Genomic DNA, 22,179 nt, shown 5'->3' with positions numbered 1-22,179 from the left:
CCTGGACGGCAGACACTCAGTCAACAGGAGAGGCAAGATGACGACCTCAGTTACGTCAGGCTCGGCACTCACCGTGGAGCACCGCGGTGGAATCGATTTCAAGGTCGCGGACCTGTCGCTCGCGGAATTCGGCCGCAAGGAAATTCGGCTCGCCGAGCACGAGATGCCCGGCTTGATCGCGCTGCGTCGCGAATATGCCGATGTACAGCCGCTCAAGGGCGCACGAGTATCGGGATCGCTGCACATGACCGTGCAGACCGCAGTGCTGATCGAGACCTTGGTGGCGCTCGGAGCCGAGGTGCGCTGGGCGTCGTGCAACATCTTCTCCACCCAGGATCACGCCGCTGCGGCGGTCGTCGTCGGCCCGTACGGCACCGTCGAGGAGCCCAAGGGCGTCCCGGTATTCGCGTGGAAGGGCGAGAGCCTCGAAGAGTACTGGTGGGCGGCGGAGCAGATGCTCACCTGGCCCGAGCAGCCCGCCAACATGATTCTCGACGACGGCGGCGACGCCACGATGCTGGTGCTGCGCGGCGCGCAGTTCGAGAAGGCGGGTGTCGTCCCGCCGACCGACGACGATCACGATTCGGACGAGTACAAGGTGTTCCTCGGACTGCTGCGTCGCTCGCTCGAGGCGTCGAAGTCCAAGTGGACCGAGGTCGCCGAGTCCGTGCAGGGCGTCACCGAGGAGACCACGACCGGCGTGCTGCGCTTGTATCAGTTCGCGGCCGCCGGGGAGCTCATGTTCCCGGCCATCAACGTCAACGACTCGGTCACCAAGAGCAAGTTCGACAACAAGTACGGCACCCGGCACTCGCTGATCGACGGCATCAACCGCGGCACCGACGTTCTCATCGGCGGCAAGGCCGTTCTGGTCTGTGGCTACGGCGACGTGGGCAAGGGCTGCGCCGAGGCGCTCAAGGGCCAGGGTGCACGCGTGACCGTCACCGAGGCCGACCCGATCAACGCGCTGCAGGCGCTCATGGACGGCTTCGACGTGCGCACGGTCGAGGAGTTCATCGAGCAGGCCGACATCGTGATCACCTCGACGGGCAACCTGTCGATCATCACGTTCGAGCACATGCGCAAGATGAAGCACCAGGCGATCCTGGGCAACATCGGCCACTTCGACAACGAGATCGACATGGCCGGGCTGGAGAAGGCTCCCGATGTCACGCGGGTCAACATCAAGCCACAGGTCGACGAGTACCAGTTCAAGGACGGCCACTCGATCATCGTGCTGTCCGAGGGCCGTCTGCTGAATCTCGGCAACGCTACGGGCCACCCGTCGTTCGTCATGAGCAACAGCTTCTCCAACCAGGTCATCGCGCAGATCGAACTGTGGACCAAGCCGGACGAGTACGACAACGAGGTCTACCGCCTGCCCAAGCACCTCGACGAGAAGGTCGCGCGCATCCACGTCGAGGCACTCGGTGGATCGATCACCAAGCTCACCAAGGAGCAGGCCGAGTACATCGGTGTCGACGTCGAGGGCCCGTACAAGCCCGAGCACTACCGCTACTGACCGTCGGACCGGTCCGACGGTGGGAAAACTGTTCGTCATCGAAGGAGTCGACGGAGCGGGCAAGAACACGCTCGCCCGTCGGCTCGTTTCGGCGTGGGAACGAGACGGTCTGACGGTCGTGCGCATCGGGTTTCCCCGGTACGACCGGTCGGTCCACGCCGATCTGGCCGCGGAGGCGTTGCACGGCCAGCACGGCGACACCGCGGGCAGCGTGCACGCGATGGCTCTTCTGTTCGCACTCGATCGCCGAGAGGCGCGCGAGGAGATTCGAGAATTGCTCTCGCACAACGACATCGTGCTGCTGGACCGGTACGTGGCGTCCAACGCGGCCTACACCGCGGCTCGGTTGGAGCAATCCGCCGACGGCGAAGCCGTCGAGTGGATCAGGTCACTCGAATTCGAGCGATTCCTCGCACCGATTCCCGACGTCCAGATCCTTCTCGACGTGCCCGTGGCGCTCGCCGCCGAGCGAGCCTCGGCTCGCGAGAGCGCGGACGCCGCTCGTACCCGGGATGCCTACGAGCGGGACGGCTCGCTGCAGAGCCGAACCTCGGCCGCGTACGGTCTGCTCGCCGATTCGAACTGGGTGTCGCCGTGGCGGATCGTCACCGCCGACGTCGATCCCGATCGACTCGCCGCCGACTTGTTCAATCAGCCATCAGGCGTGCGGAAAGTGACACCATAGGATCATGAAGCCTCGGATTCTGGTTGTGGACGACGATTCGGCTCTGGCGGAGATGCTCACCATCGTGTTGCGCGGTGAGGGATTCGAGCCCTTCGTGGTCGGCGACGGCACTCAAGCACTGGCGGCCGTGCGCGAGAACCGTCCGGACCTGGTGCTGTTGGATCTGATGCTTCCCGGCATGAACGGCATCGACGTGTGTCGCGTACTGCGAGCCGATTCGGGCGTGCCGATCGTCATGCTGACGGCCAAAACCGACACCGTCGATGTTGTGCTCGGCCTCGAGTCCGGCGCCGACGACTACATCATGAAGCCCTTCAAGCCCAAGGAACTGGTCGCGCGAGTGCGCGCGCGTCTGCGCAGGACCGAGGACGAGCCGGCCGAATTGCTGTCCATCGCAGACATCGTCATCGACGTGCCCGCACACAAGGTCAGTCGGGGCGACGAACTGGTCTCCCTCACCCCGCTCGAGTTCGACCTGCTCGTGGCCCTGGCCCGCAAGCCTCGCCAGGTGTTCACGCGAGAGGTGTTGCTCGAACAGGTCTGGGGCTACCGCCACGCGGCCGATACCCGACTGGTCAACGTGCACGTACAGCGTCTGCGCGCGAAGGTCGAGAAGGATCCGGAGAACCCCGAGGTGGTGCTGACCGTGAGGGGGGTCGGCTACAAGGCCGGACCGCCGTGATCCGTCTCTCCCATTCTCGGCGGCGGATCAACGGCAAGTTCTCACCCCTGCTGCGGTGGTTCCGTTCGCTGAGTACGTTGCTGGGTCATGCCTGGCGACGTTCACTGCAGCTGCGCGTCGTCGTATCGACGCTGACGCTGTCCCTGGTGGTCATCCTCATCCTCGGTGTCGTGTTGACCAGCCAGATCACCGATCGACTTCTCGAAGCGAAACTGTCCGCTGCCACCGAGGAACTCGACCGTTCGCGCACCACCGTCGAAGGCAACCTCGCCGGTGCCGACGATTCGAGTGGGCTCGCGACGCGCCTCGAACGAGCACGAGCCGCTCTGACCAACCAGGATCTGGACGCCGCGTCGACCACCGGATCGGCGGGGTCTTTCGATCCGGTCCTGATCGTCGAGGGCGACGCCACCCGCGCCGAGGCGTCGGTCGGTCCCGTCGATCAGATCCCGAACAGTCTGCGCGACTTCGTCAAGAAGGGCCTGATCAGCTCGCAGTACGCGACGGTGACCGACAGCGACGGCGGATATTCCGGATCCGCGCTGATCATGGGGTCACCCACCGGATCCGACATCTCCGCCCTGCAGCTGTATCTCATATTTCCGCTGGCCAGCGAGGATCGCACGCTCTCGCTCGTGCGTGGCACGTTGTTCATCGGCGCGGTGGTGCTCCTGGTACTGCTCGCAGCGATTGCGATGCTCGTAGCGCGCCAGGTGGTTCTGCCCATTCGATCGGCATCGAGAATCGCGGTGCGCTTCGCCGACGGCAGGCTCAAGGAGCGCATGCCGGTTCGCGGTGAGGACGACATGGCCAGACTGGCGATGTCGTTCAACGAGATGGCCGAAAGCCTGTCCAAGCAGATCACTCAGCTCGAGGAATTCGGCAACCTGCAGCGTCGATTCACCTCCGACGTCAGCCACGAACTGCGCACCCCGCTGACCACCGTGCGGATGGCCGCAGACCTCATTCACGACGCCAGCGACGACCTGGAGCCCGCACTCAAGAGATCCTCGGAGCTGCTGGTCAACGAGCTCGACCGCTTCGAGACCTTGCTCGGTGACCTGCTCGAGATCAGCCGCCACGACGCAGGCGTCGCCGAGTTGGCCGCCGAACAGCTCGACCTGCGCATGTGTGCCCGAGCGGCGGTGTCGACCGTGCGACACCTGGCGCGCGAGACCGGTACCGAGGTGATCGTCGACATGCCCGAGACCGCAGTGATCGCCGAGGTCGACCCTCGACGGGTGGAACGAATTCTGCGGAATCTCCTGGCCAACGCACTCGATCACGGAGAAGGCAAGCCGGTGCTGTTGCGGCTTCGCTCGGACGCCGACGCGGCAGCATTCGTGGTGCGAGACCAGGGAATCGGTCTGCGTCCCGGCGAAGAGAAGCTGGTGTTCAACCGGTTCTGGCGCTCGGACCCCTCCCGCGTTCGCAGGTCCGGCGGCACCGGGCTCGGTCTGGCGATCAGCGTCGAGGACGCCCGCCTGCACGACGGTAAGCTCGAAGCGTGGGGTGCAGTTGGCGAAGGCGCATGCTTCCGACTCACAGTGCCGCTCGTTCGCGGGCACAAGGTGATCGGTTCCCCACTGCCCCTCAAGCCCAGCACCAAGAAATACGCTCAAGGACAACCGATTCCCGCTATCACCGCACAGAAGACATCCGCGTCGGAGCCCTCGACGTGATCCGACCGACCGGTCGTGGCGCTCGGGTGCTGGCCGTCTGGGCGCTCGTCGTCGCGCTCGCCAGCGGGTGCGCCAGCCTTCCCGAATCGTCGAGCCCGCAGGCCATCGGCACGTTGACCGCTGATGCCGTGCCCACCAGCGCTCCGGCCCCCGAGCCGGGACGCGAGCCGGATCGCCTGCTCGACGACTTCTTCGAGGCCAGTGCCGTCTCTGCGAACCGGCACCAGGCCGCCCGGCAGTTTCTCACCGAGGAGGCGTCGGCAACCTGGGACGACGGCGCACGCACGGTGATCGCGGACCGGATCGACACCCTGTCCGGTCCGCGGACCGCCGAGACCGCGCAGTTCACCATTCGGTCGACGACGGCCGGGATGCTCGCGTCGGGCGGTGAGTATCAGGCCGGCTCGGACACCTTCGACGCCGCGATCGAGATGGCGCGCGTGGATGGTCAATGGCGCATCTCGAAGTTACCGCCGGGTGTGATCATCGATCGATCCGCGTTTCTGAACACCTATCAGCAGCGATCGCTCTACTTCGTCGATCCTCTCGGTGCCGTACTCGTGCCCGATGTGCGGTGGACCAGCGGATCGCAGGACCAGCTCGCCAACCAACTCGTGCAGCTGCTCATCGACGGCCCCAAGCCGGCGCTGTCGGCCGCCGTGAGCAACGAACTGTCCGACGACGTGAGTATTCGCGGGCCCATCACCAAGGCCGACGGTCAGACCTCCCAGGTGGGGGTCGGGCTCGGCGGAATCAAGATCGACTTCGGCGGCCTGCAGAACAAACGCGACCGCGACCGCGAACTGCTTGCAGCTCAGGTGATCTGGACCCTCGCCTCGGCCGAGGTGGCCGGGCCCTACGTGTTGCTCGCGGACGGCCAACCCATCGACACGACCAAGCCCGACGGGTGGACGACTGCAGGAGTCGACTCGTTCGATCCGCTCGGCAGTCCCGACGACAGCGTCGGACTGCACGCACTTGCGTCCGGCACGTTGCTCCGTGTCGACGAGGCGGAGACCACGCCCGCTCCTGGCTACTTCGGGCAGGCCCGCAACCTGCGTTCGGTGGCACTGTCCAACGACGGAACCCTCGTGGCCGGCGTCGCGGATACCGGACGGCCGGCCCCGGCGCCGTCGAGCACGCTCATGGTCGGCAGCTACGACGGCGGCGCCTTCCCGGTGGCGGAGGGCCAATCGATCACGCGGCCCACCTGGGGGGCAGACGACAACGCGGCGTGGGCGGTGATCGACGGCACCAACGTCATCCGGGCCGCCCGTGATCCCGCGACCGGTCAGGTGTCGGTGATACCCGTCGACGCCACCGACGTCACGACTCTCGGCAACCGGATCACCGAATTGCGACTGGCCCGCGACGGAGTGCGAGCGGCGCTCATCGTCGACGGCGTCGTCTACGTGGCCACGGTGGTACGCGAGCCCTCGGGCGTGTACTCGTTGACCGAGCCGAGAGCCGTGGCCATCGGCCTCGACAGCGATGCCACGAGCTTGGACTGGAGTACCGGAGAGAACATCGTGATCGCGAGGGTCGCCACCGACTCACCGGTGGTGCAGGTGACCGTCGACGGCTCCCGGATGGACGCGCTGCCTTCGCGCAATCTGACCACTCCGGTGTTGGCGGTCGATGCGTCCCCGGAAACCGAGTACGTCGCCGACGCGCGGGCGGTCTTCGCTCTCAACAACGCCGATCCGGTCGGCGACCGGTACTGGCGCGAGGTCACCGGTCTGGCCGGGGTGAAAGCAGTGCCGATTCTGCCCGGCTGAGTTCGGCCGCAGATGTGTGTCGGTGGGTCCGGGCAGACTCCGGGTCCATGCGGACACTCCTCGATCTGGTGCTGCCCCTCGAATGCGCCGGGTGCGGTGCGCCGGGGGAGTCGTGGTGCTCGGTGTGTTCCGTGGCCCTCTTCGTCCCGCCCATCGCCGTTCGTCCGCGTGTCGATCCTGGTGTGCCGTGCTGGTCCTTGGGCACGTACAGCGGGCCGCGGCGCACCGGTGTCATCGCGCTGAAGGAGCGAGGTCGACGGTCGGTGGCCCGGCCTTTCGGGCGAGCGCTCGCCGGGGCCGTCGGACATCTACGCGAGGCAGGTGAGATCGATCCACCCGAACTGAGTTCGCTGATTCTGATCTGCGCGCCCTCTCGCGCTCGTGCGGCTCGCGCTCGCGGGGGCGATCCCGTTCTGAAATGCGCTCGAATCGCTGCCGAACAGTTGGTGCCGGAGCGAGTGCTCGTTCCCGAGTTGCTCCGCATGAGCGGCGGAGTCCGCGATTCGGTCGGACTGTCGGCCGGGCAACGGCAGCACAACGTGGCGGGCCGAATCGAGGCCGTCGGGGTGGTTCGTCCTCGATCCGACGCACGGGTGGCGGGGTCCACGGACTTCACGGTTCTGCTCATCGACGATGTCATCACCACCGGCGCAACGTTGGCCGAATCGGCAAGAGTGCTAACCGGTTTCGGAGTGCCGGTGGCCGGCGCACTGGTGGTGGCCAGTGCGTGACGGCGAGTTGGGGGGACACGCCGACAACCAATTCGGGGTGAACGGTGGCACACGAGTCGATGACCGACTAACGTCGCGGACACGCACCGACTGGACCAGATGTGAGGTGATGCCCCGGACTCGAGATGCCGGAAGGTTCCCCATTCGGCATGAACACTTGCCACGTCCAACAGTGGGCGTGGCCGATATCGGGAGGTACGCGTGACGACCCCTTCACAAGCCTCGGTTTTCTTCGACGAGAAGCCCTCGGAAGAACCCGCCAAGAGTAATGCGGACGTTGTGGTCAAGGGCCGCAACGTCGAGATTCCGGATCACTTCCGGATATACGTCTCCGAGAAATTGGCTCGCCTCGAGCGCTTCGATCCCTCCATCTACCTGTTCGACGTGGAACTGCAACACGAACGAAATCGCCGCCAGGCCAAGGCATGTCAACGCGTGGAGATCACCGCGAAGGGCAAGGGCCCGGTCGTTCGAGCCGAAGCGTGCGCCGACAGTTTCTACGCCGCACTCGAAGCGGTGACGTCGAAACTCGAGAGCAGACTCCGGCGTACCAAGGACCGTCGCAAGGTCCACTACGGCGAGAAGAGACCCGTCTCCGTCGCTGAAGCCACTGCCGAGCTCGCGGAGGACGACGCGCTTGGACTCGATCCCGAGACGAAACTCGACTCCTTCGAGGACGATCAGAGCGGCCCCGGTCACATCGTGCGGACGAAGATCCACTCGGCTGCACCGATGAGCGTCGACGACGCCCTGTACGAAATGGAGCTCGTCGGCCACGATTTCTATCTGTTCCACGACAGCGCAAGTGATCGCCCCTCGGTCGTGTACCGACGGCACGCCTTCGATTACGGCTTGATCAGACTCACCTGACCCGACCGCCCGGGGCGGCGTGATTCGTTCGCCGTCCGTGAAATCTTTCCAACGCTGCAGGCTCGACACCGGAGACTCGATCCCCACGTCGGGCCTGCAGTGCTGTGTCGGCGTGATCGCCGGTCGCGTACCGGCGATGTCCGGTGACCGTGAGTCGGGCTGCCGGGTCCGCAGCGACACCGCCTACCATGGACGCGTTCGGGTTACCCGCCGCGCGCAAGCCGTGGTGCCGACCCGTGAGCTCGTGCAGTATCCAGTGTTGTTCGAGAAGCAGTCTTTTTCGTGCAGCAGTGTTGTTCGTACCAGTACCCCTGAACCGAGGATCGAGGACGAGAAAGCCCGTGCCGTCGCTGTCGTTTTCCAAGCTGCTCCGTGTCGGTGAAGGTCGCATGGTCAAGCGGCTCAAGAGCATCGCCGACCACGTCTCAACCCTGGCTCCGGACGTCGAGAGCCTCTCCGACGACGAATTGCGCGGCAAGACCGCGGAGTTCAAGGAGAGGTACTCCGCCGGTGAGACCCTGGACCAGCTCCTGCCCGAGGCATTCGCCGTGGCCCGTGAGGCGTCCTGGCGAGTGCTCTCGCAGCGACACTTCGACGTTCAGGTCATGGGCGGTGCCGCCCTGCACTTCGGCAACATCGCCGAGATGAAGACCGGCGAGGGCAAGACACTGACGTGTGTTCTCCCCGCTTACCTCAACGCCATCTCGGGCGAGGGTGTACACGTGGTGACGGTCAACGACTACCTCGCCAAGCGTGACTCGGAGTGGATGGGCCGCGTGCACCGTTTCCTCGGTCTCTCGGTCGACGTGATCCTCTCCGGCATGACGCCGGTGCAGCGCCGCGCAGCGTACGCCGCCGACATCACCTACGGCACCAACAACGAGTTCGGCTTCGACTACCTGCGCGACAACATGACGCACTCGCTCGACGATCTCGTGCAGCGGGGCCACAACTTCGCCGTCGTCGACGAGGTCGACTCGATTCTCATCGACGAGGCCCGTACTCCGCTGATCATCTCGGGACCGGCCGACGCGTCGAGCAAGTGGTACGGAGAGTTCGCCCGTATCGCACCGATGCTCAAGGTCGACACCCATTACGAGGTGGACATCCGCAAGCGCACCATCGGTGTGCACGAGGCAGGGGTCGAGCTGGTCGAGGATCAGCTGGGCATCGACAACCTGTACGAGGCAGCCAACTCGCCGCTGGTGAACTACCTCAACAACGCGATCAAGGCCAAAGAGCTCTACACCAAGGACAAGGACTACATCGTTCGCGACGGTGAGGTCATCATCGTCGACGAGTTCACCGGCCGCATTCTGGTAGGACGCCGCTACAACGAGGGCATGCACCAGGCGATCGAGGCCAAGGAGAAGGTGGAGATCAAGGCCGAGAATCAGACTCTGGCCACGATCACGCTGCAGAACTACTTCCGCCTGTACGACAAGCTCTCGGGCATGACGGGTACGGCCGAGACCGAGGCCGCGGAGCTTCATCAGATCTATGGTCTCGGCGTCATTCCGATCCCGACGAACCGTCCGATGGTCCGAGTGGACAACGGCGACCTGATCTACAAGACAGAAGAGGCCAAGTTCGACGCGGTCGTCGACGACGTGGTCGAGCGGCACGAGAAGGGCCAGCCGGTCCTGATCGGTACCACGAGCGTGGAGCGCTCGGAGTACCTGTCGAAGCAGTTCACCAAGCGTGGCGTCGCGCACAACGTGCTCAACGCGAAGTTCCACGAGCAGGAAGCGACGATCATCGCCGAGGCAGGTCGTCAGGGCGCGGTGACCGTCGCGACCAACATGGCCGGTCGTGGCACCGACGTCGTACTGGGTGGCAACCCGGACATTCTCGCCGACCTGAAGCTGCGCAAGCAGGGCTTGGATCCGGTCGAGACCCCCGAGGAGTACGAGACGGCGTGGGAGCCTGCTCTGGAAGAGGTCAAGGCGCAGGTCAAGGCCGACGCGGACACCGTGCGCGAGGCCGGAGGCCTGTACGTTCTCGGTACCGAGCGCCACGATTCGCGCCGTATCGACAACCAGCTCCGAGGCCGCTCCGGTCGTCAGGGTGATCCGGGCGAATCGCGCTTCTACCTCTCGCTCGGTGACGAACTGATGCGCCGTTTCAACGGCGGTGCACTCGAGTCGATCATGACCCGGCTCAACCTGCCCGACGACGTCCCGATCGAAGCCAAGATGGTGTCCAAGGCCATCAAGAGTGCTCAGACCCAGGTCGAGCAGCAGAACTTCGAGATCCGCAAGAACGTGCTCAAGTACGACGAGGTGATGAACCAGCAGCGCACCGTCATCTACGAGGAGCGCCGTCGCATCCTCGAAGGTGCCGACATGGAGGGCCAGGTCGAGGGCATGATCACCGATGTGATCACCGCCTACGTCGACGGTGCGACGGGCGAGGGCTACGTCGAGGACTGGGATCTGGAGCAGTTGTGGACGGCGCTGAAGACTCTCTACCCGGTCGGTATCGACCACAAGGTGCTCGCCGGCGAGAACGAGGACGGCGAGAAGGGCGATCTGAGTCGCGACGAGCTGCGTGAGGCACTGCTGGAGGACGCGCGCTCCGCGTACGCCAACCGCGAGGCAGAGATCGACGGCATCGCAGGCGAGAACGGAATGCGAGAGCTGGAGCGTCGAGTCCTGCTGTCCGTCCTCGACCGCAAGTGGCGCGAGCACCTCTACGAGATGGACTACCTCAAGGAAGGCATCGGCCTGCGTGCGATGGCGCAGCGCGACCCCCTGGTCGAGTACCAGCGCGAGGGTTACGACATGTTCCAGGGCATGCTCGACGGCCTGAAGGAGGAGTCGGTCGGCTTCCTGTTCAACCTCCAGGTGGAAGCGACCCCTGCTCCGGCAGGGCCCGCGGCCTCTGCGGGGCTCGCCGTGGCTCCGGGACTGGCCTCTCCGATGGGCACCGGTCGCCCGGCCGCGACCCCTGCACCTGCACCGACCGGCACAGCACCCGCATCTGCGGCACCCGCTCCGTCGGCTCCCGCACCATCGGCTCCCGCAGTCCCTTCCGCTCTGCGGGCCAAGGGTCTCGACGAGCAGGACGAGCAGAGACTGACCTTCTCCGGGCCGGCCGAGGGCGGCGGAACCGACGTTCGGAGATCGGAACCCTCCCGGTCTGCCGGCGAGTCCGCGGCGGAGGGAACCCGTCGGGAGCGCCGAGAAGCGGCGAGGACGCAGAACAAGGCACCGAAGAAGGCCGCTCGCTCCAAGCGCAAGAAGTAGCGGTCGTGGGTCGCGTCGCTGCACGAGGACGCGACCCTCACCCCACGCGCAGCGAGGTGACCGTCCATCCGGGACGGCGCGGGTCGATGGCCAGCTCGATTCGGCCGGCGAAGGCGAACATCCGTGGTCCACGGGTGTACGAGCCGAAGATCTCTGCGGACACATCCGACTGATACGCCACGTGTACTCGACGCACCGCGGCGAATCCGAGCCGCCGTCCCGGTGGCGGATTGCGCACGATGGTCCGCACCAGATCGATCATCGAGGTGGTGAACAACGGCGAGAGCTGATCGGCACTGCGTCGTCGATCGATCACCTCGATCAGCATGCGCATGGCGCGGTCAGCGGTAGCCCTCGCATCGGCAGGTACCGGCGGCCGGCCGGGAGGCTCGCTGCGCCGTCGAGAACGGTTGCTGCGCACCGTCGCTCGGTGCCTGACCGGCGTCGGTTCGGTGGTGGTCGCTGGATCCCACGTGTGCACTGCCCCGGTGGCGAGCGGTGGCTCGAACGGAGCGGCACGCGAGAGGAAGCAGTGATGTTCGGCGCGGAGCCGGGCGACCGACCCGGATATGTCCGGGCTCTCGGGCGGGTCGTTGGATTCGATGACGCTCACACCGACATTGACGGTCCCGGACCGCGATCGGTTCCCCCGGAACCGACGAAACACACGCGACACGGTCGTCGAACGACCCCGCGACCGACATTCGTCCGCCACGTACTCTAGGTTCGAGCACACCGCGCGCTCGGCCACAGGAATCGGCGCGTACTTCATGCGAGGACGGGGACCGGAACACGAGATGGCGACCAGGCTGACAGCGCAGGATGCGTCGTTCTACTTTCTCGAGGCCAGCAGCAGTCCTATGCACCTCGGCTCGCTTGCCATCTTTCGGACCCCACGCAGTGGTTTCAGCTACGACCGTCTGTTGACGTTGGTCGAGCAACGACTGGCCTTGGTTCCCCGGTATCGGCAGAAGGTTCGCGAGGTTGCCTTCGGACTGGCCCGGCCGGTCTGGGTGGACGATGCAGACTTCGACATCACGTATCACATCCGACGTTCGGCGCTGCCCAAGCCGGGATCGGACGAACAGTTGCACGATCTGATCGCGCGATTGACATCTCGCCCACTCGATCGCACTCGGCCGCTCTGGGAGATGTACTTGGTCGAGGGGCTCTCGAAGAACCGCTTCGCCATTTTCACCAAATCCCACTCTGCGTTGGTCGACGGCGAGCACGCACTCGACATCGGTCAGGTCATCCTGGACGCGAGCAAGAATCCGCCGCCGATGGCCGAGGAACTGTGGATGCCTGCGCGGGCACCCAAGGATTCGGCTCTCGTCATCGACGCTCTGACCGAGTTGGTGGTGCGCCCGGGCGAGAGCATCGAGGCCTTGCGCGGCGCGGTGCACGGTGTGGCAGGTGTCGCGGGCGAGGCGCTGCGTGCCGCAGGGAAGGTCGCGGCGGTGCTGCGTACCGCAACTCAGAGTGCGCCGTCGAGTCCGCTGAACGCCCCCATCTCGCGGAACCGGAGGTTTGCGGTCGCCAAGACCGAGCTCGCGGACTATCGCAGAATCCACAACAGATTCGATTGCTCGATCAACGACGTGGTGCTCGCCGTCGTCACCGGCGCACTGCGCAACTGGTTGCTCTCGCGGGGCGAGCCCGTCACTGCCTCGTCCACCGTGCGGGCCATGGTGCCGATGTCGGTGTACGTCTCCGCAGATCGTGTCGGGTTCGTGGAAGCGACCGACCGGCCGGCCGAACCGACCGAGGACGATCGCAGCGAGGTCTCGTCGTTCCTCGTCGACCTGCCCGTCGGTGAATCGAATGCGGTGGTGCGGCTCTCGCACATCGCGCACGCCACCGAGGCACACGCCAAGCAGAGTCGGGGTGTCACCGCGCAGACGCTGATGCGCATCTCCGGATTCGCCCCTGCAAGCCTGCACGCCATGGGTGCGCGGGCCGGCAGCCGGCTTTCTCAGCGGGTGTTCAATTTGATCGTGACCAACGCTCCCGGGCCCCAGTTTCCGCTCTACGTCGGCGGTGCGCGCATGCTCGAGATGTATCCGGTGTCGCCGCTGTTCGAGAACCAAGCGATGAGTATCGGGTTGACGTCGTACGACGGATACGTGTTCTTCGGGCTCAATGCCGATCGAGGTGCCATGCCGGACGTGGATGTGGTGACGGCGTTGCTGCACGAGGCGCTGGAAGAGTTGGTCGACGCCAGTAACGAATCGAGAGTGTGAGGTCTTCTGCAATGCGTGTCTACGTTCCGGCGACGTTGGAGTTCCTGAAAGTGTTGTCGGCGGAGGGCGAGTTCAGCCCGGTCTCACGCACCGCCTTCGCGGTGACCCCGACGCTGCGTGAGGCATACTCCTCCGGCGACGACGAGGAGCTCGCCGAGGTAGCGATGGGGGAGGCAGCGCGCGCCTCCTTGAGATTGATCGCTGCTGCGGTCGACGACGAGGCGGACACCGGGACGGTTGCCGAGGGCGTGGTGTACCGGCGGGCCGTGATCGCAGCCGACGTCGACGATCCGACCCTGCGACCCGACCTCGACGACGCCGTCGTCCGATTGAAGGAACCGTTGCGGATGGATCAGGTCGCGTCGGTTCACGTCGATCTCGAAGGGGCCGAATCGGCGGTTGCCAAGGCCGTTGCGGCCGTCGACGCCGCAGACATGGGTGATGCGGATGCGGAGTTCGTCCTCGGGGACGCAGAGGATCACACGCTGGCGTGGTACGCCCCGCAGGAGCTGTCTTTTCTGCTCGAATTGCTCTGATTCGCCACCCGGCAGAGGTGACCCTGCCCCGAACCTACGGTAGCGTAACCTCGATGACCACAAGCGGATCGGTTTCTCGATCGAGGGGATGGAACACCCGATGGATCTGAAGAAGTGGCTGGAGGCTCCGGCTGCCGGTGTATCGGCACCCAAGCGTCCGAGGCTGAACATGGTGCGTGGTGCTTTGACTCGCATCACCACTCCCTTGTTGCCCGACGACTATCTGCATCTTGCGAACCCGCTGTGGTCCGCTCGCGAACTCCGCGGCCGCATCGTAAGAGTGGAGAAGGAAACCGCAACGGCGGTGACGTTGGTGATCCAGCCCGGGTGGGGCTTCAATTTCGACTACCAGCCCGGTCAGTACATCGGGATCGGCTTGCATCTCGGCGGACGGTGGCATTGGCGGTCGTACTCGTTGACCTCGCCACCGAACTGGGAAGACAAGCTGATCTCCATCACGGTCAAGGCGATGCCCGAGGGCTTCCTGTCCTCGCACCTCGTCGGCGGCGTACCGCAGGGAACCATCGTTCGACTCGCCGCGCCCAAGGGCAATTTCGCGCTGCCCGTGCCGCCGCCGAACAAGATCTTGTTCGTCACTGCCGGCAGTGGCATCACCCCGATCATCTCGATGCTGCGCGCGTTGGATCGGCACGGTGACATGCCCGACACGGTGCACATCCACTCGGCACCCACCGAGGACGAGGTCATGTTCGCCGCCGAGATCGCCGCGCTGGAGAAATCTCACCCCAACTTCACCTCGCATGTGCAGCTCACGCGATCGGACGGCAAGTTCGCACTCGCCTCGCTCGACGAGCTCTATCCCGACTGGCGCACGCGCGACACCTGGGCGTGCGGGCCCGCTGCTCTGCTCGAGGAGATCGAGAAGACCTGGAAGCGCGAGGGAATCGAGGACCGGCTTCACCTGGAGCGGTTCGAGATCTCGCGCGCCGACACCTCCGGTGCGGGCGGTACCGTCACGTTCTCCAAGTCGGACAAGAAGACCACCGTCGACGGCGCGACCAGTCTGCTCGAAGCCGGTGAGAACGTCGGCGTTCAGATGCCGTTCGGCTGCCGGATGGGTATCTGCCAGACGTGTGTGGTGCCGTTGACGGCAGGGCACGTGATCGACCTGCGTTCCGGCAAGGAACACAGTGAGGGCGACCGCGTCCAGACGTGCATTTCCGCAGCTGCGGGCGACTGCACATTGGAACTGTAGGTCTGTTTTTCGCACACTGCCTTCTCAGGCTGTTCGGTTACGCTTACGTAGGTTGCCCACGTCGATACCCGATATTTCGGGCACTGCACTCAACTGTTGGAGGACCCGGTGGCCATCACCGACATCAAAGAGTTCGCTCATCTCAGCGAAGCGGACATGGAAGCGTTCGGTCGTGAACTGGATGCGATTCGTCGAGACGTAGAAGACAGCCGCGGCGAGCGCGATGCCGCCTACATCCGTCGGACCATCAGGCTGCAGCGGCTGCTCGAGCTCGGTGGCCGCGCGGTACTGCTCGGCAGCAAGTATCGGCCGGCCTGGATCGCAGGCACGGCGATGCTCAGCGTCGCCAAGATCATCGAGAACATGGAACTCGGCCACAATGTGATGCACGGGCAGTGGGACTGGATGAACGATCCGGAGATTCATTCCACCTCGTGGGAGTGGGATCAGACCGGACCGTCCGAGCAGTGGAAACGCGCCCACAACTACTCGCACCACACGTACACCAACATCGTCGGCATGGACGACGACATCGGCTTCGGCATCCTGCGGATGACCCGCGACGAGCCGTGGAAGCCGATCAACCTCGTGCAGCCGCTCGCCAACATCGTGCTCGCCACCACCTTCGAGTGGGGCATCGCGCTGCACGACTACGACGCGCAGAAGCAGTTGGACAGCGAGGACGAGAAGGGTCTGCTGAAGTCTCCGGCGAGCCGCGCCTTCGCGCGCAAGATCGCCAAGCAGGTCGGCAAGGATTTCGTCTTGTTCCCGGCGCTGTCCGGCCCGTCGTGGAAGTCCACGTTGACTGCCAACGCGACGGCCAACCTCGTCCGGAACCTGTGGGCGTACGCGGTGATCTTCTGCGGTCACTTCCCCGACGGGGCAGAAAAGTTCACGATCGGGCAGTTCGAGACCGAGACACGACCCGAGTGGTACCTGCGTCAGATGCTCGGCAGTGCGAACTTCGAAGCCGGTCCGGTCATGGCGTTCATGAGCGGCAACCTCTGCTACCAGATCGAGCACCACATGTTCCCGGATCTGCCGAGCAACAGGTACTCGGAGATCGCCGAGAAGGTGCACGCGCTGTGCGAGAAGTACGACTTGCCGTACACCACAGGGTCACTCGGCAAGCAGTACCTGCTTGCGCTGCGAACGATTCACAAGCTGTCGCTGCCCGACTCGTGGTTGCGTGCCACGTCCGACAACGCTCCCGAGACGTCCTCCGAACGGCGATGGCGCGTCGGCGATTCGCCCGCAGTCCATGCGCTCCGCATCGATCCGCTCACCGGGCAACGCCGAGGTCTTCGCTCGGCAATGCAGGAGGCGCGCGTGAGCTTGCGCAACGCCAAGAAGGAAGCCAAGCGTCAAGCCAAGGCTCTGCGTCGTTCGGGTGACCGCGTTCGGTTGTGAATCGTCACACAGATTTCCGCCGCTAACCTACGGAACCGTAAGTTACGATACGGTAGGTGACGGAATTGCACATGGCCTGATACGCGAGCTGTGTGTTCACGACTGCCAGGAGGTTGTTTCCCATGGCGATTACGGACGTCAAAGAGTACGCGCATCTGACCGATGCCGACATCGAGGCGTTGGGCCACGAGCTCGACTCCATCCGGCGTGACATCGAGGCGTCCCGCGGTGAACGCGATGCCCGGTACGTCAAGAACACCATCCGACTGCAGCGTTCGCTCGACATCGGCGGGCGGGCCGTGCTGTTCGCCAGTCGTCGGCGTCCGGCGTGGCTGGTCGGTACCGCCATGCTCGGGGTCGCCAAGATCATCGAGAACATGGAGCTCGGGCACAACGTCATGCACGGCCAGTGGGACTGGATGAACGATCCGGAGATCCACTCCACCTCGTGGGAGTGGGACAACACGGGGCCGTCGGCTCACTGGAAGCAGACGCACAACTACATCCACCACAAGTACACCAACGTGCTCGGTATGGACGACGACGTCGGCTACGGTCTGCTGCGCGTCACCCGCGATCAGCGGTGGAAGCCCTTCAACATCGGCAACCCCGTCTACAACCTGCTGCTGCAGTTGTTCTTCGAGTACGGAGTTGCGCTTCAGCACCTCGAACTGGGCAAGGTTGCCAAGGGTCGAGTGCCCCGCGAAGAGTTCGAGCAGAAGCGGCGCGAGGTGCTCGAGAAGGTCGGCAAGCAGATCGGCAAGGACTACATCCTCCATCCGCTGCTGACCGGGCCCGCGTGGAAGAGCACGCTGACGGCGAACATCGTCGCCAACATGATGCGCAACGTGTGGACCAACACCGTCATCTTCTGCGGTCACTTCCCGGACGGCGCGGAGAAGTTCACCAAGTCCGACATGGAAGGGGAGACGCAGGGGCAGTGGTACCTGCGTCAGATGCTGGGCAGCGCGAACTTCAATGCCGGTCCCGTCATGGAGTTCATGAGCGGCAACCTGTGCTACCAGATCGAGCATCACCTGTTCCCGGACCTCCCCAGCAATCGCCTGCGGGAGATCAAGGTTCGAGTGCTCGAGTTGGCGGAGAAGTACGACTTGCCGTACACGACGGGTTCGATCGTCCACCAGTACTTCCTGTCCTGGAGAACCATCGCGAAGCTGTCGCTGCCGAACAAGTACCTCAAGGCCACCAGCGACGACGCACCCGAGACCGCGTCCGAGCGTAAGTGGGCCGACGCGCCGGCAGGCCTGTTCACCGTCGATCCCGAGACCGGTAAGCGTCGCGGTCTGCGCACCGCAATCGCAGAAACGAAGAAGCGCAAGGGAATTCGCAGGCTGGTCGGAAAGGCCGCGTAAGCTCTGCACCGAATTCGAGCCTGGTGGCAACCGACCCCGAGTGGGTGGTTGCTACCAGGCTTCGTTCGTTCGAACGGCTTCGAGCAACAGACGCACCGCGGCAACGCGTCGAGCCGCGTCTCCGGTGAGTGCGTCGAGGGCGCATTCGGGATCTGCCGGTGGGCCGAGGTGCGTGCATCCTCGGGGGCAGTTCTCGATCGTGTCGGCCAGATCGGAGAACGCTGCGACGACATTCTCGGGGGAGATGTGCGCCAATCCGAACGACCGGATGCCGGGGGTGTCGACCACCCAGCCGCCGTCGGGGAGCGGTAGCGCCACCGACTGAGTCGAGGTGTGACGACCCTTTCCGACTCCCGAGACCACTCCGGTGGCGCGGTAGGCGTCGGGAACCAATCTGTTGACGAGCGTGGACTTTCCGACGCCCGAATGCCCGATGAGCGCGGTCACCTTGTCGGTGAGCATGGCCGTCAACTCCGTGAGGTCCTCCGATTGCCCCGCCAGCACCACCGGGACGTCGAGATCGGAGAACGCAGCGGTGAATTCCTCGGGGTCGGCAAGATCGCTCTTGGTCAGGCACAGAACGGGTTCGAGTCCGCCGACGTACGCGGCCACCAGTGCTCGCTCGACGAAGCCGGTGCGCGGTGGTGGGTCTGCGAGCGCGGCGACGATGAGCAGTCGGTCGGCGTTGGCCACCACGACGCGTTCGAACGGGTCGGTGTCGTCCGCGGTGCGGCGCAGCACCGTTCGCCGTTCGGCCACGCGCACGATTCGGGCCAGTGTATCGACCTTGCCGGACAGATCTCCGACGATACCGACTTCGTCGCCCACCACGATCGGGGTTCGGCCCAGCTCGCGGGCCCGCATCGTCACGACCGGCCGAGACGGGTCACCGTCGAGTACGCAGCCCCAGCGGCCGCGGTCGACGGACACCACCATGCCGGCTTCGGCGTCGTTGTGTTCGGGTCGAGTCTTGGTGCGGGGACGCGAACTCTTGCCCGGCCGGATGCGGACGTCGGACTCGTCGTACCGGCGCGCGGTCAGGAGCCGACCCCGGTCGGTGCGGGTGCGGACAGCATTGCGTCCCACAGCGTCTCGAAGCCGGGGAGAGTCTTGGCCGTCGTGTCGATGTCGTCCACTTCCACGCCGGGCACACGCAGCCCGACAATCGCTCCCGCGGTGGCCATGCGGTGGTCTGCATAGGCGTGCCAGACGCCGCCGTGCAGCGGTGCCGGATCGATTCGGATGCCGTCGTCGGTTTCGACCGCGCGTCCGCCGAGCCGAACTATCTCGGTCGTCAGCGCCGCAAGGCGGTCGGTCTCGTGACCACGCAGATGGGCGATGCCGCGCAGGATGGACGGCCCTTCGGCGAGAGTGGCGAGCGCCGCAACCGTCGGGGTCAACTCGCCGACGTCGTGAAGATCGAAGTCGATGCCGCGCAACGTATCCGGGCCCTCGACGGTCAGGATGCCTGCGGTGAGGTCGACGCCCGCGCCCATCCGGGTGAGGATCTCCCGGAAGACGTCACCGGGCTGGGTGGTCGTTTCGGGCCAATTCGGTACGCGCACGATGCCTTTCGTCACCACTGCCGCAGCGAGGAAGGGGGTGGCGTTGGACAGATCCGGCTCGATGTTCCACTCGACGGGCATCACCGGTCCTCGGTGCACGCGCCAGGTGTTCGCGTCACCACCGGTATCGGGTGTATCGACTCGGACGCCCGCCCGTCGCAACATATCGACCGTCATGTCGATGTGGGGCATCGACGGGACGGGCTTGCCGATGTGGTGGATTTCGATGCCCTCGTCGAATGCCGCTGCGGAGAGCATCAGACCCGACACGAACTGCGAGGAGCCGGAGGCGTCGATGTCCACCGAACCTCCGCGCAGCGAACCGGTGCCGCGCAGCGTGAACGGCAGCGCACTACCGTCGATATCGGCTCCCATTGCGCGCAGCGCGTCGAGGATCGTGTCGAGTGGACGAACACGCGCCTGCTCGTCGCCGTCGAATGACACCTCGCCATCGGCCAGTGCGGCCAGAGGCGGTACGAATCGCATCACGGTGCCCGCCAGCCCGCACTCCACAGCGCCGCCGTGCAGCGGTGCAGGGTTCACCCGCAGTGTTGTCCTGTCGTCTTCCGCGGCGATGATCTCGATTCCCAGCGTCGTCAGGGCGTCGATCATGAGGTCGGTGTCACGGCTGCGCAGTGCACCGGTGATCGTCGACGATCCGGTGGCGAGCGAGGCAATGATCAGAGCGCGATTGGTGATCGATTTCGACCCGGGCAGAGTGACTGTCGCGTCGACGGGTGCGACGGCGGCGGGTGCTGTCCAATTGCTCACCTGTCCATCTTCTCTCATTCGGTATCAGCGCGCGGCGATGGGCGCGGATACGGCACTCGTGAGCCGCACCAGATCGGCTGGTGCGAGTTCGATTTCCAGTCCGCGGCGACCGCCACTGCACAGAATGGTTTCGAAACCGAGAGCCGAGACGTCGATCACGGTGGGCAGGGATTTGCGTTGGCCGAGAGGCGAGATCCCGCCGAAGACGTACCCGGAGGAGCGCTCGGCGGCAGCCCTGTCGGCCAGCGTCAGCTTCCTGGTGCGCAGAGCGGCTGCCGTGGCCTTGAGTGAGAGCAGTGCCGTCACCGGGACCATCGCCACCGCCAGCGAGCGATCTACACGTTCCACGACGAGCGTCTTGAAGACCTGTTCGGGAAGGACACCGAGCCGCTCGACGAGTATCTGGGCCGCCTCCTCGCCGTACGACTGGCTTCGCGCATCGTGATCGTACGAATGCACGGTGTGCGCCACCTTTCGCGCGGTGAGCACGGCCAGAGCGGGTGTGGACGCAGCCATCAACGGGACTCTAGTGACCGCCCGGGAACATGGCGGCAGGCAGCTGTGTTGTGTAACGACAGATACGGATGCAGGCGGAAGGAATGACGAATGGCAGTGCTGACCGCGGGACGTCCCCTCGCATTGAAGGGGGTGATCTCTTCGCAGAAGCCGACTTCGGGCGCGGTAGCCTGGGCGGTGGAAGCTACCGAAGGGATCAGCGTGACAAAAGCCAGCAATCCCGTCGCTGCATCGGACGACGAGAAGGCGATCGCGGAGCAGAGAGCGGCCGAGACCGAGGCACAGTTGACCGAGCGTTTCGAGCGCGACGCGTTGCCGATGCTCGATCAGCTCTACGGCGCAGCTCTGCGGATGACGCGTAACCCAGCCGACGCCGAGGACCTGGTTCAAGAGACGTTCGTGAAGGCCTACTCGGCTTTTCGGTCGTTCCGAGAAGGGACGAACCTCAAGGCGTGGCTGTACCGAATCCTGACCAACACCTACATCAACTCTTATCGCAAGAAGCAGCGTCAGCCCGCTCAGTATCCGACCGACGAGATCAGCGACTGGCAGCTCGCCGCCACCGCCGAACACACGTCGACGGGTCTGCGATCGGCCGAGGTCGAGGCCCTGGACGCGCTGCCGGACGACGACATCAAAGCAGCGCTGCAATCGCTCCCCGAAGAGTTTCGGATGGCTGTGTACTACGCCGATGTCGAGGGTTTCCCGTACAAGGAGATCGCCGAGATCATGGGCACTCCCATCGGTACCGTGATGTCGCGTCTGCACCGTGGACGCAAGCAACTGCGGGGACTGCTGGCAGGCGTCGCGCGCGAGCGTGGATTCAACCGGGACGGCGCGGTCGACCGGCACGAGCAGGAGGTAGTCCAGTGACGGGCACCGAGAAGACCGACGACGGTGACGCACAGTTCGAGCGTCTCGACTGTTCCGCAGTGATCGCGGACGTGTGGGTGATGCTCGACAACGAGTGCGACGAAGCCAGCCGATCTCGTCTGCAGAAGCACATCGACGAGTGCGGATCGTGCTTCGAGGCATACGGAATCGAAGAGAAGGTCAAGCGATTGATCTCACGCAAGTGCGGAGGAGACCAAGCACCGGCCGGACTTCGTGAACGACTCAGTGTCGAGATTCGTCGAACCGTGTTGATTCGCCAGACGGACTCCGAGTAGTCGCAGGCGGTACAACGACGAGGGGCCGAGAAGCAGTCGCTTCTCGGCCCCTCGCGGCTTGTGGCAAACCGTCAGCTGTTCGGACGTTTGCCGTGGTTGGCCTTGTTGCCCTTACGAGCACGCTTCTTACGTCCACGCTTTCCCATGATGGGCTCCTCTCGTTTGTTCACTACAGTCTCCCA

At 64.9% G+C, this 22,179-nt stretch carries 20 protein-coding genes; 15 read left to right on the top strand and 5 right to left on the bottom strand.

Annotated features, from left to right (window positions below; all coding sequences use genetic code 11):
* The first annotated feature begins 37 nt into the window (after nucleotides 1–37).
* The 8 genes from ahcY (at nucleotide 38) to secA (ending at nucleotide 11,198) form a co-directional block, all read left to right on the top strand.
* The gene (gene ahcY / locus AABD04_RS15225) at nucleotides 38–1,522 is read left to right on the top strand and encodes an adenosylhomocysteinase (protein ID WP_341441663.1); all 1,485 of its coding nucleotides are present in this window, start codon (nucleotides 38–40) and stop codon (nucleotides 1,520–1,522) included.
* Between the two features lie 19 nt (nucleotides 1,523–1,541).
* On the top strand, nucleotides 1,542–2,207 hold the full coding sequence (locus AABD04_RS15220; protein ID WP_341441662.1) for a dTMP kinase: 666 nt from the start codon (nucleotides 1,542–1,544) through the stop codon (nucleotides 2,205–2,207).
* A 4-nt stretch (nucleotides 2,208–2,211) separates the two neighbouring features.
* Nucleotides 2,212–2,889: an MtrAB system response regulator MtrA gene (mtrA, locus tag AABD04_RS15215; protein ID WP_027496508.1), complete on the top strand. Its 678-nt coding sequence runs from the start codon at nucleotides 2,212–2,214 to the stop codon at nucleotides 2,887–2,889.
* Entirely contained in the window at nucleotides 2,886–4,571 is a 1,686-nt protein-coding gene (gene mtrB / locus AABD04_RS15210; RefSeq protein WP_341441661.1) for an MtrAB system histidine kinase MtrB, read from the top strand. The genes mtrA and mtrB overlap by 4 nt, the downstream gene beginning before the upstream one ends.
* Nucleotides 4,571–6,349: an MtrAB system accessory lipoprotein LpqB gene (lpqB, locus tag AABD04_RS15205; protein ID WP_423228237.1), complete on the top strand. Its 1,779-nt coding sequence runs from the start codon at nucleotides 4,571–4,573 to the stop codon at nucleotides 6,347–6,349. Before mtrB ends, lpqB begins: the two co-directional genes overlap by 1 nt.
* 47 nt (nucleotides 6,350–6,396) lie before the next feature.
* A complete protein-coding gene (locus tag AABD04_RS15200) occupies nucleotides 6,397–7,080 on the top strand; it encodes a ComF family protein (RefSeq protein WP_341441660.1) in 684 nt (227 codons plus the stop codon).
* Between the two features lie 201 nt (nucleotides 7,081–7,281).
* The gene (gene hpf, locus AABD04_RS15195) at nucleotides 7,282–7,950 is read left to right on the top strand and encodes a ribosome hibernation-promoting factor, HPF/YfiA family (protein ID WP_341441659.1); all 669 of its coding nucleotides are present in this window, start codon (nucleotides 7,282–7,284) and stop codon (nucleotides 7,948–7,950) included.
* Nucleotides 7,951–8,291: 341 nt separating this feature from the next.
* Nucleotides 8,292–11,198, top strand: coding sequence for a preprotein translocase subunit SecA (secA, locus tag AABD04_RS15190; RefSeq protein ID WP_341441658.1), 2,907 nt, complete (start codon nucleotides 8,292–8,294; stop codon nucleotides 11,196–11,198).
* 37 nt (nucleotides 11,199–11,235) lie between these two features.
* On the opposite strand, the gene AABD04_RS15185 is transcribed toward secA, so the two are convergent.
* Complete coding sequence (locus AABD04_RS15185; RefSeq protein ID WP_341441657.1) at nucleotides 11,236–11,811, bottom strand: Rv3235 family protein; 576 nt, start codon at nucleotides 11,809–11,811, stop codon at nucleotides 11,236–11,238.
* 184 nt (nucleotides 11,812–11,995) lie between these two features.
* Between AABD04_RS15185 and AABD04_RS15180 the strand changes: the two genes are divergently transcribed.
* The 5 genes from AABD04_RS15180 to AABD04_RS15160 all read left to right on the top strand — a co-directional run bounded on the left by AABD04_RS15180 (nucleotide 11,996) and on the right by AABD04_RS15160 (nucleotide 17,976).
* The gene (locus AABD04_RS15180) at nucleotides 11,996–13,441 is read left to right on the top strand and encodes a WS/DGAT/MGAT family O-acyltransferase (protein WP_243593539.1); all 1,446 of its coding nucleotides are present in this window, start codon (nucleotides 11,996–11,998) and stop codon (nucleotides 13,439–13,441) included.
* A gap of 11 nt (nucleotides 13,442–13,452) precedes the next feature.
* Nucleotides 13,453–13,977: a DUF6912 family protein gene (locus AABD04_RS15175; protein WP_243608097.1), complete on the top strand. Its 525-nt coding sequence runs from the start codon at nucleotides 13,453–13,455 to the stop codon at nucleotides 13,975–13,977.
* Between the two features lie 100 nt (nucleotides 13,978–14,077).
* A complete protein-coding gene (locus AABD04_RS15170; protein ID WP_341441656.1) occupies nucleotides 14,078–15,193 on the top strand; it encodes a ferredoxin reductase in 1,116 nt (371 codons plus the stop codon).
* Between the two features lie 108 nt (nucleotides 15,194–15,301).
* On the top strand, nucleotides 15,302–16,603 hold the full coding sequence (locus tag AABD04_RS15165; protein WP_243593536.1) for a fatty acid desaturase family protein: 1,302 nt from the start codon (nucleotides 15,302–15,304) through the stop codon (nucleotides 16,601–16,603).
* A gap of 122 nt (nucleotides 16,604–16,725) precedes the next feature.
* Entirely contained in the window at nucleotides 16,726–17,976 is a 1,251-nt protein-coding gene (locus tag AABD04_RS15160; RefSeq protein WP_094614263.1) for a fatty acid desaturase family protein, read from the top strand.
* A gap of 51 nt (nucleotides 17,977–18,027) precedes the next feature.
* On the opposite strand, the gene rsgA is transcribed toward AABD04_RS15160, so the two are convergent.
* From rsgA to ybaK, 3 genes are read right to left on the bottom strand one after another with little or no spacing between them, the layout of a single operon-like run.
* Nucleotides 18,028–19,062 (bottom strand): ribosome small subunit-dependent GTPase A, encoded by a 1,035-nt coding sequence (gene rsgA / locus AABD04_RS15155; protein WP_243593534.1) that lies wholly within the window; start codon nucleotides 19,060–19,062, stop codon nucleotides 18,028–18,030.
* The gene (gene aroA, locus AABD04_RS15150; protein ID WP_341441655.1) at nucleotides 19,014–20,330 is read right to left on the bottom strand and encodes a 3-phosphoshikimate 1-carboxyvinyltransferase; all 1,317 of its coding nucleotides are present in this window, start codon (nucleotides 20,328–20,330) and stop codon (nucleotides 19,014–19,016) included. The genes rsgA and aroA overlap by 49 nt, the downstream gene beginning before the upstream one ends.
* 6 nt (nucleotides 20,331–20,336) lie before the next feature.
* Nucleotides 20,337–20,831 carry a Cys-tRNA(Pro) deacylase gene (gene ybaK, locus AABD04_RS15145; RefSeq protein WP_341441654.1) on the bottom strand — a complete coding sequence of 165 codons (495 nt, stop codon included), beginning with the start codon at nucleotides 20,829–20,831 and terminating at the stop codon, nucleotides 20,337–20,339.
* A gap of 87 nt (nucleotides 20,832–20,918) precedes the next feature.
* Between ybaK and AABD04_RS15140 the strand changes: the two genes are divergently transcribed.
* Together AABD04_RS15140 and rsrA are read left to right on the top strand one after the other, a co-directional pair.
* Nucleotides 20,919–21,701, top strand: coding sequence for a sigma-70 family RNA polymerase sigma factor (locus AABD04_RS15140; RefSeq protein WP_243593531.1), 783 nt, complete (start codon nucleotides 20,919–20,921; stop codon nucleotides 21,699–21,701).
* A complete protein-coding gene (gene rsrA / locus AABD04_RS15135) occupies nucleotides 21,698–21,997 on the top strand; it encodes a mycothiol system anti-sigma-R factor (protein WP_308198099.1) in 300 nt (99 codons plus the stop codon). Before AABD04_RS15140 ends, rsrA begins: the two co-directional genes overlap by 4 nt.
* A 71-nt stretch (nucleotides 21,998–22,068) precedes the next feature.
* Here rsrA and AABD04_RS25170 read toward each other — a convergent pair whose 3' ends face one another.
* Complete coding sequence (locus AABD04_RS25170; RefSeq protein WP_370878772.1) at nucleotides 22,069–22,143, bottom strand: 50S ribosomal protein bL37; 75 nt, start codon at nucleotides 22,141–22,143, stop codon at nucleotides 22,069–22,071.
* Nucleotides 22,144–22,179 lie beyond the last annotated feature (36 nt).

The organism is Rhodococcoides navarretei, assembly GCF_038069675.1.
Taxonomy (GTDB): Bacteria; Actinomycetota; Actinomycetes; order Mycobacteriales; family Mycobacteriaceae; genus Rhodococcoides; species Rhodococcoides navarretei.
This window is presented reverse-complemented; position numbering and strand designations above follow the sequence as displayed.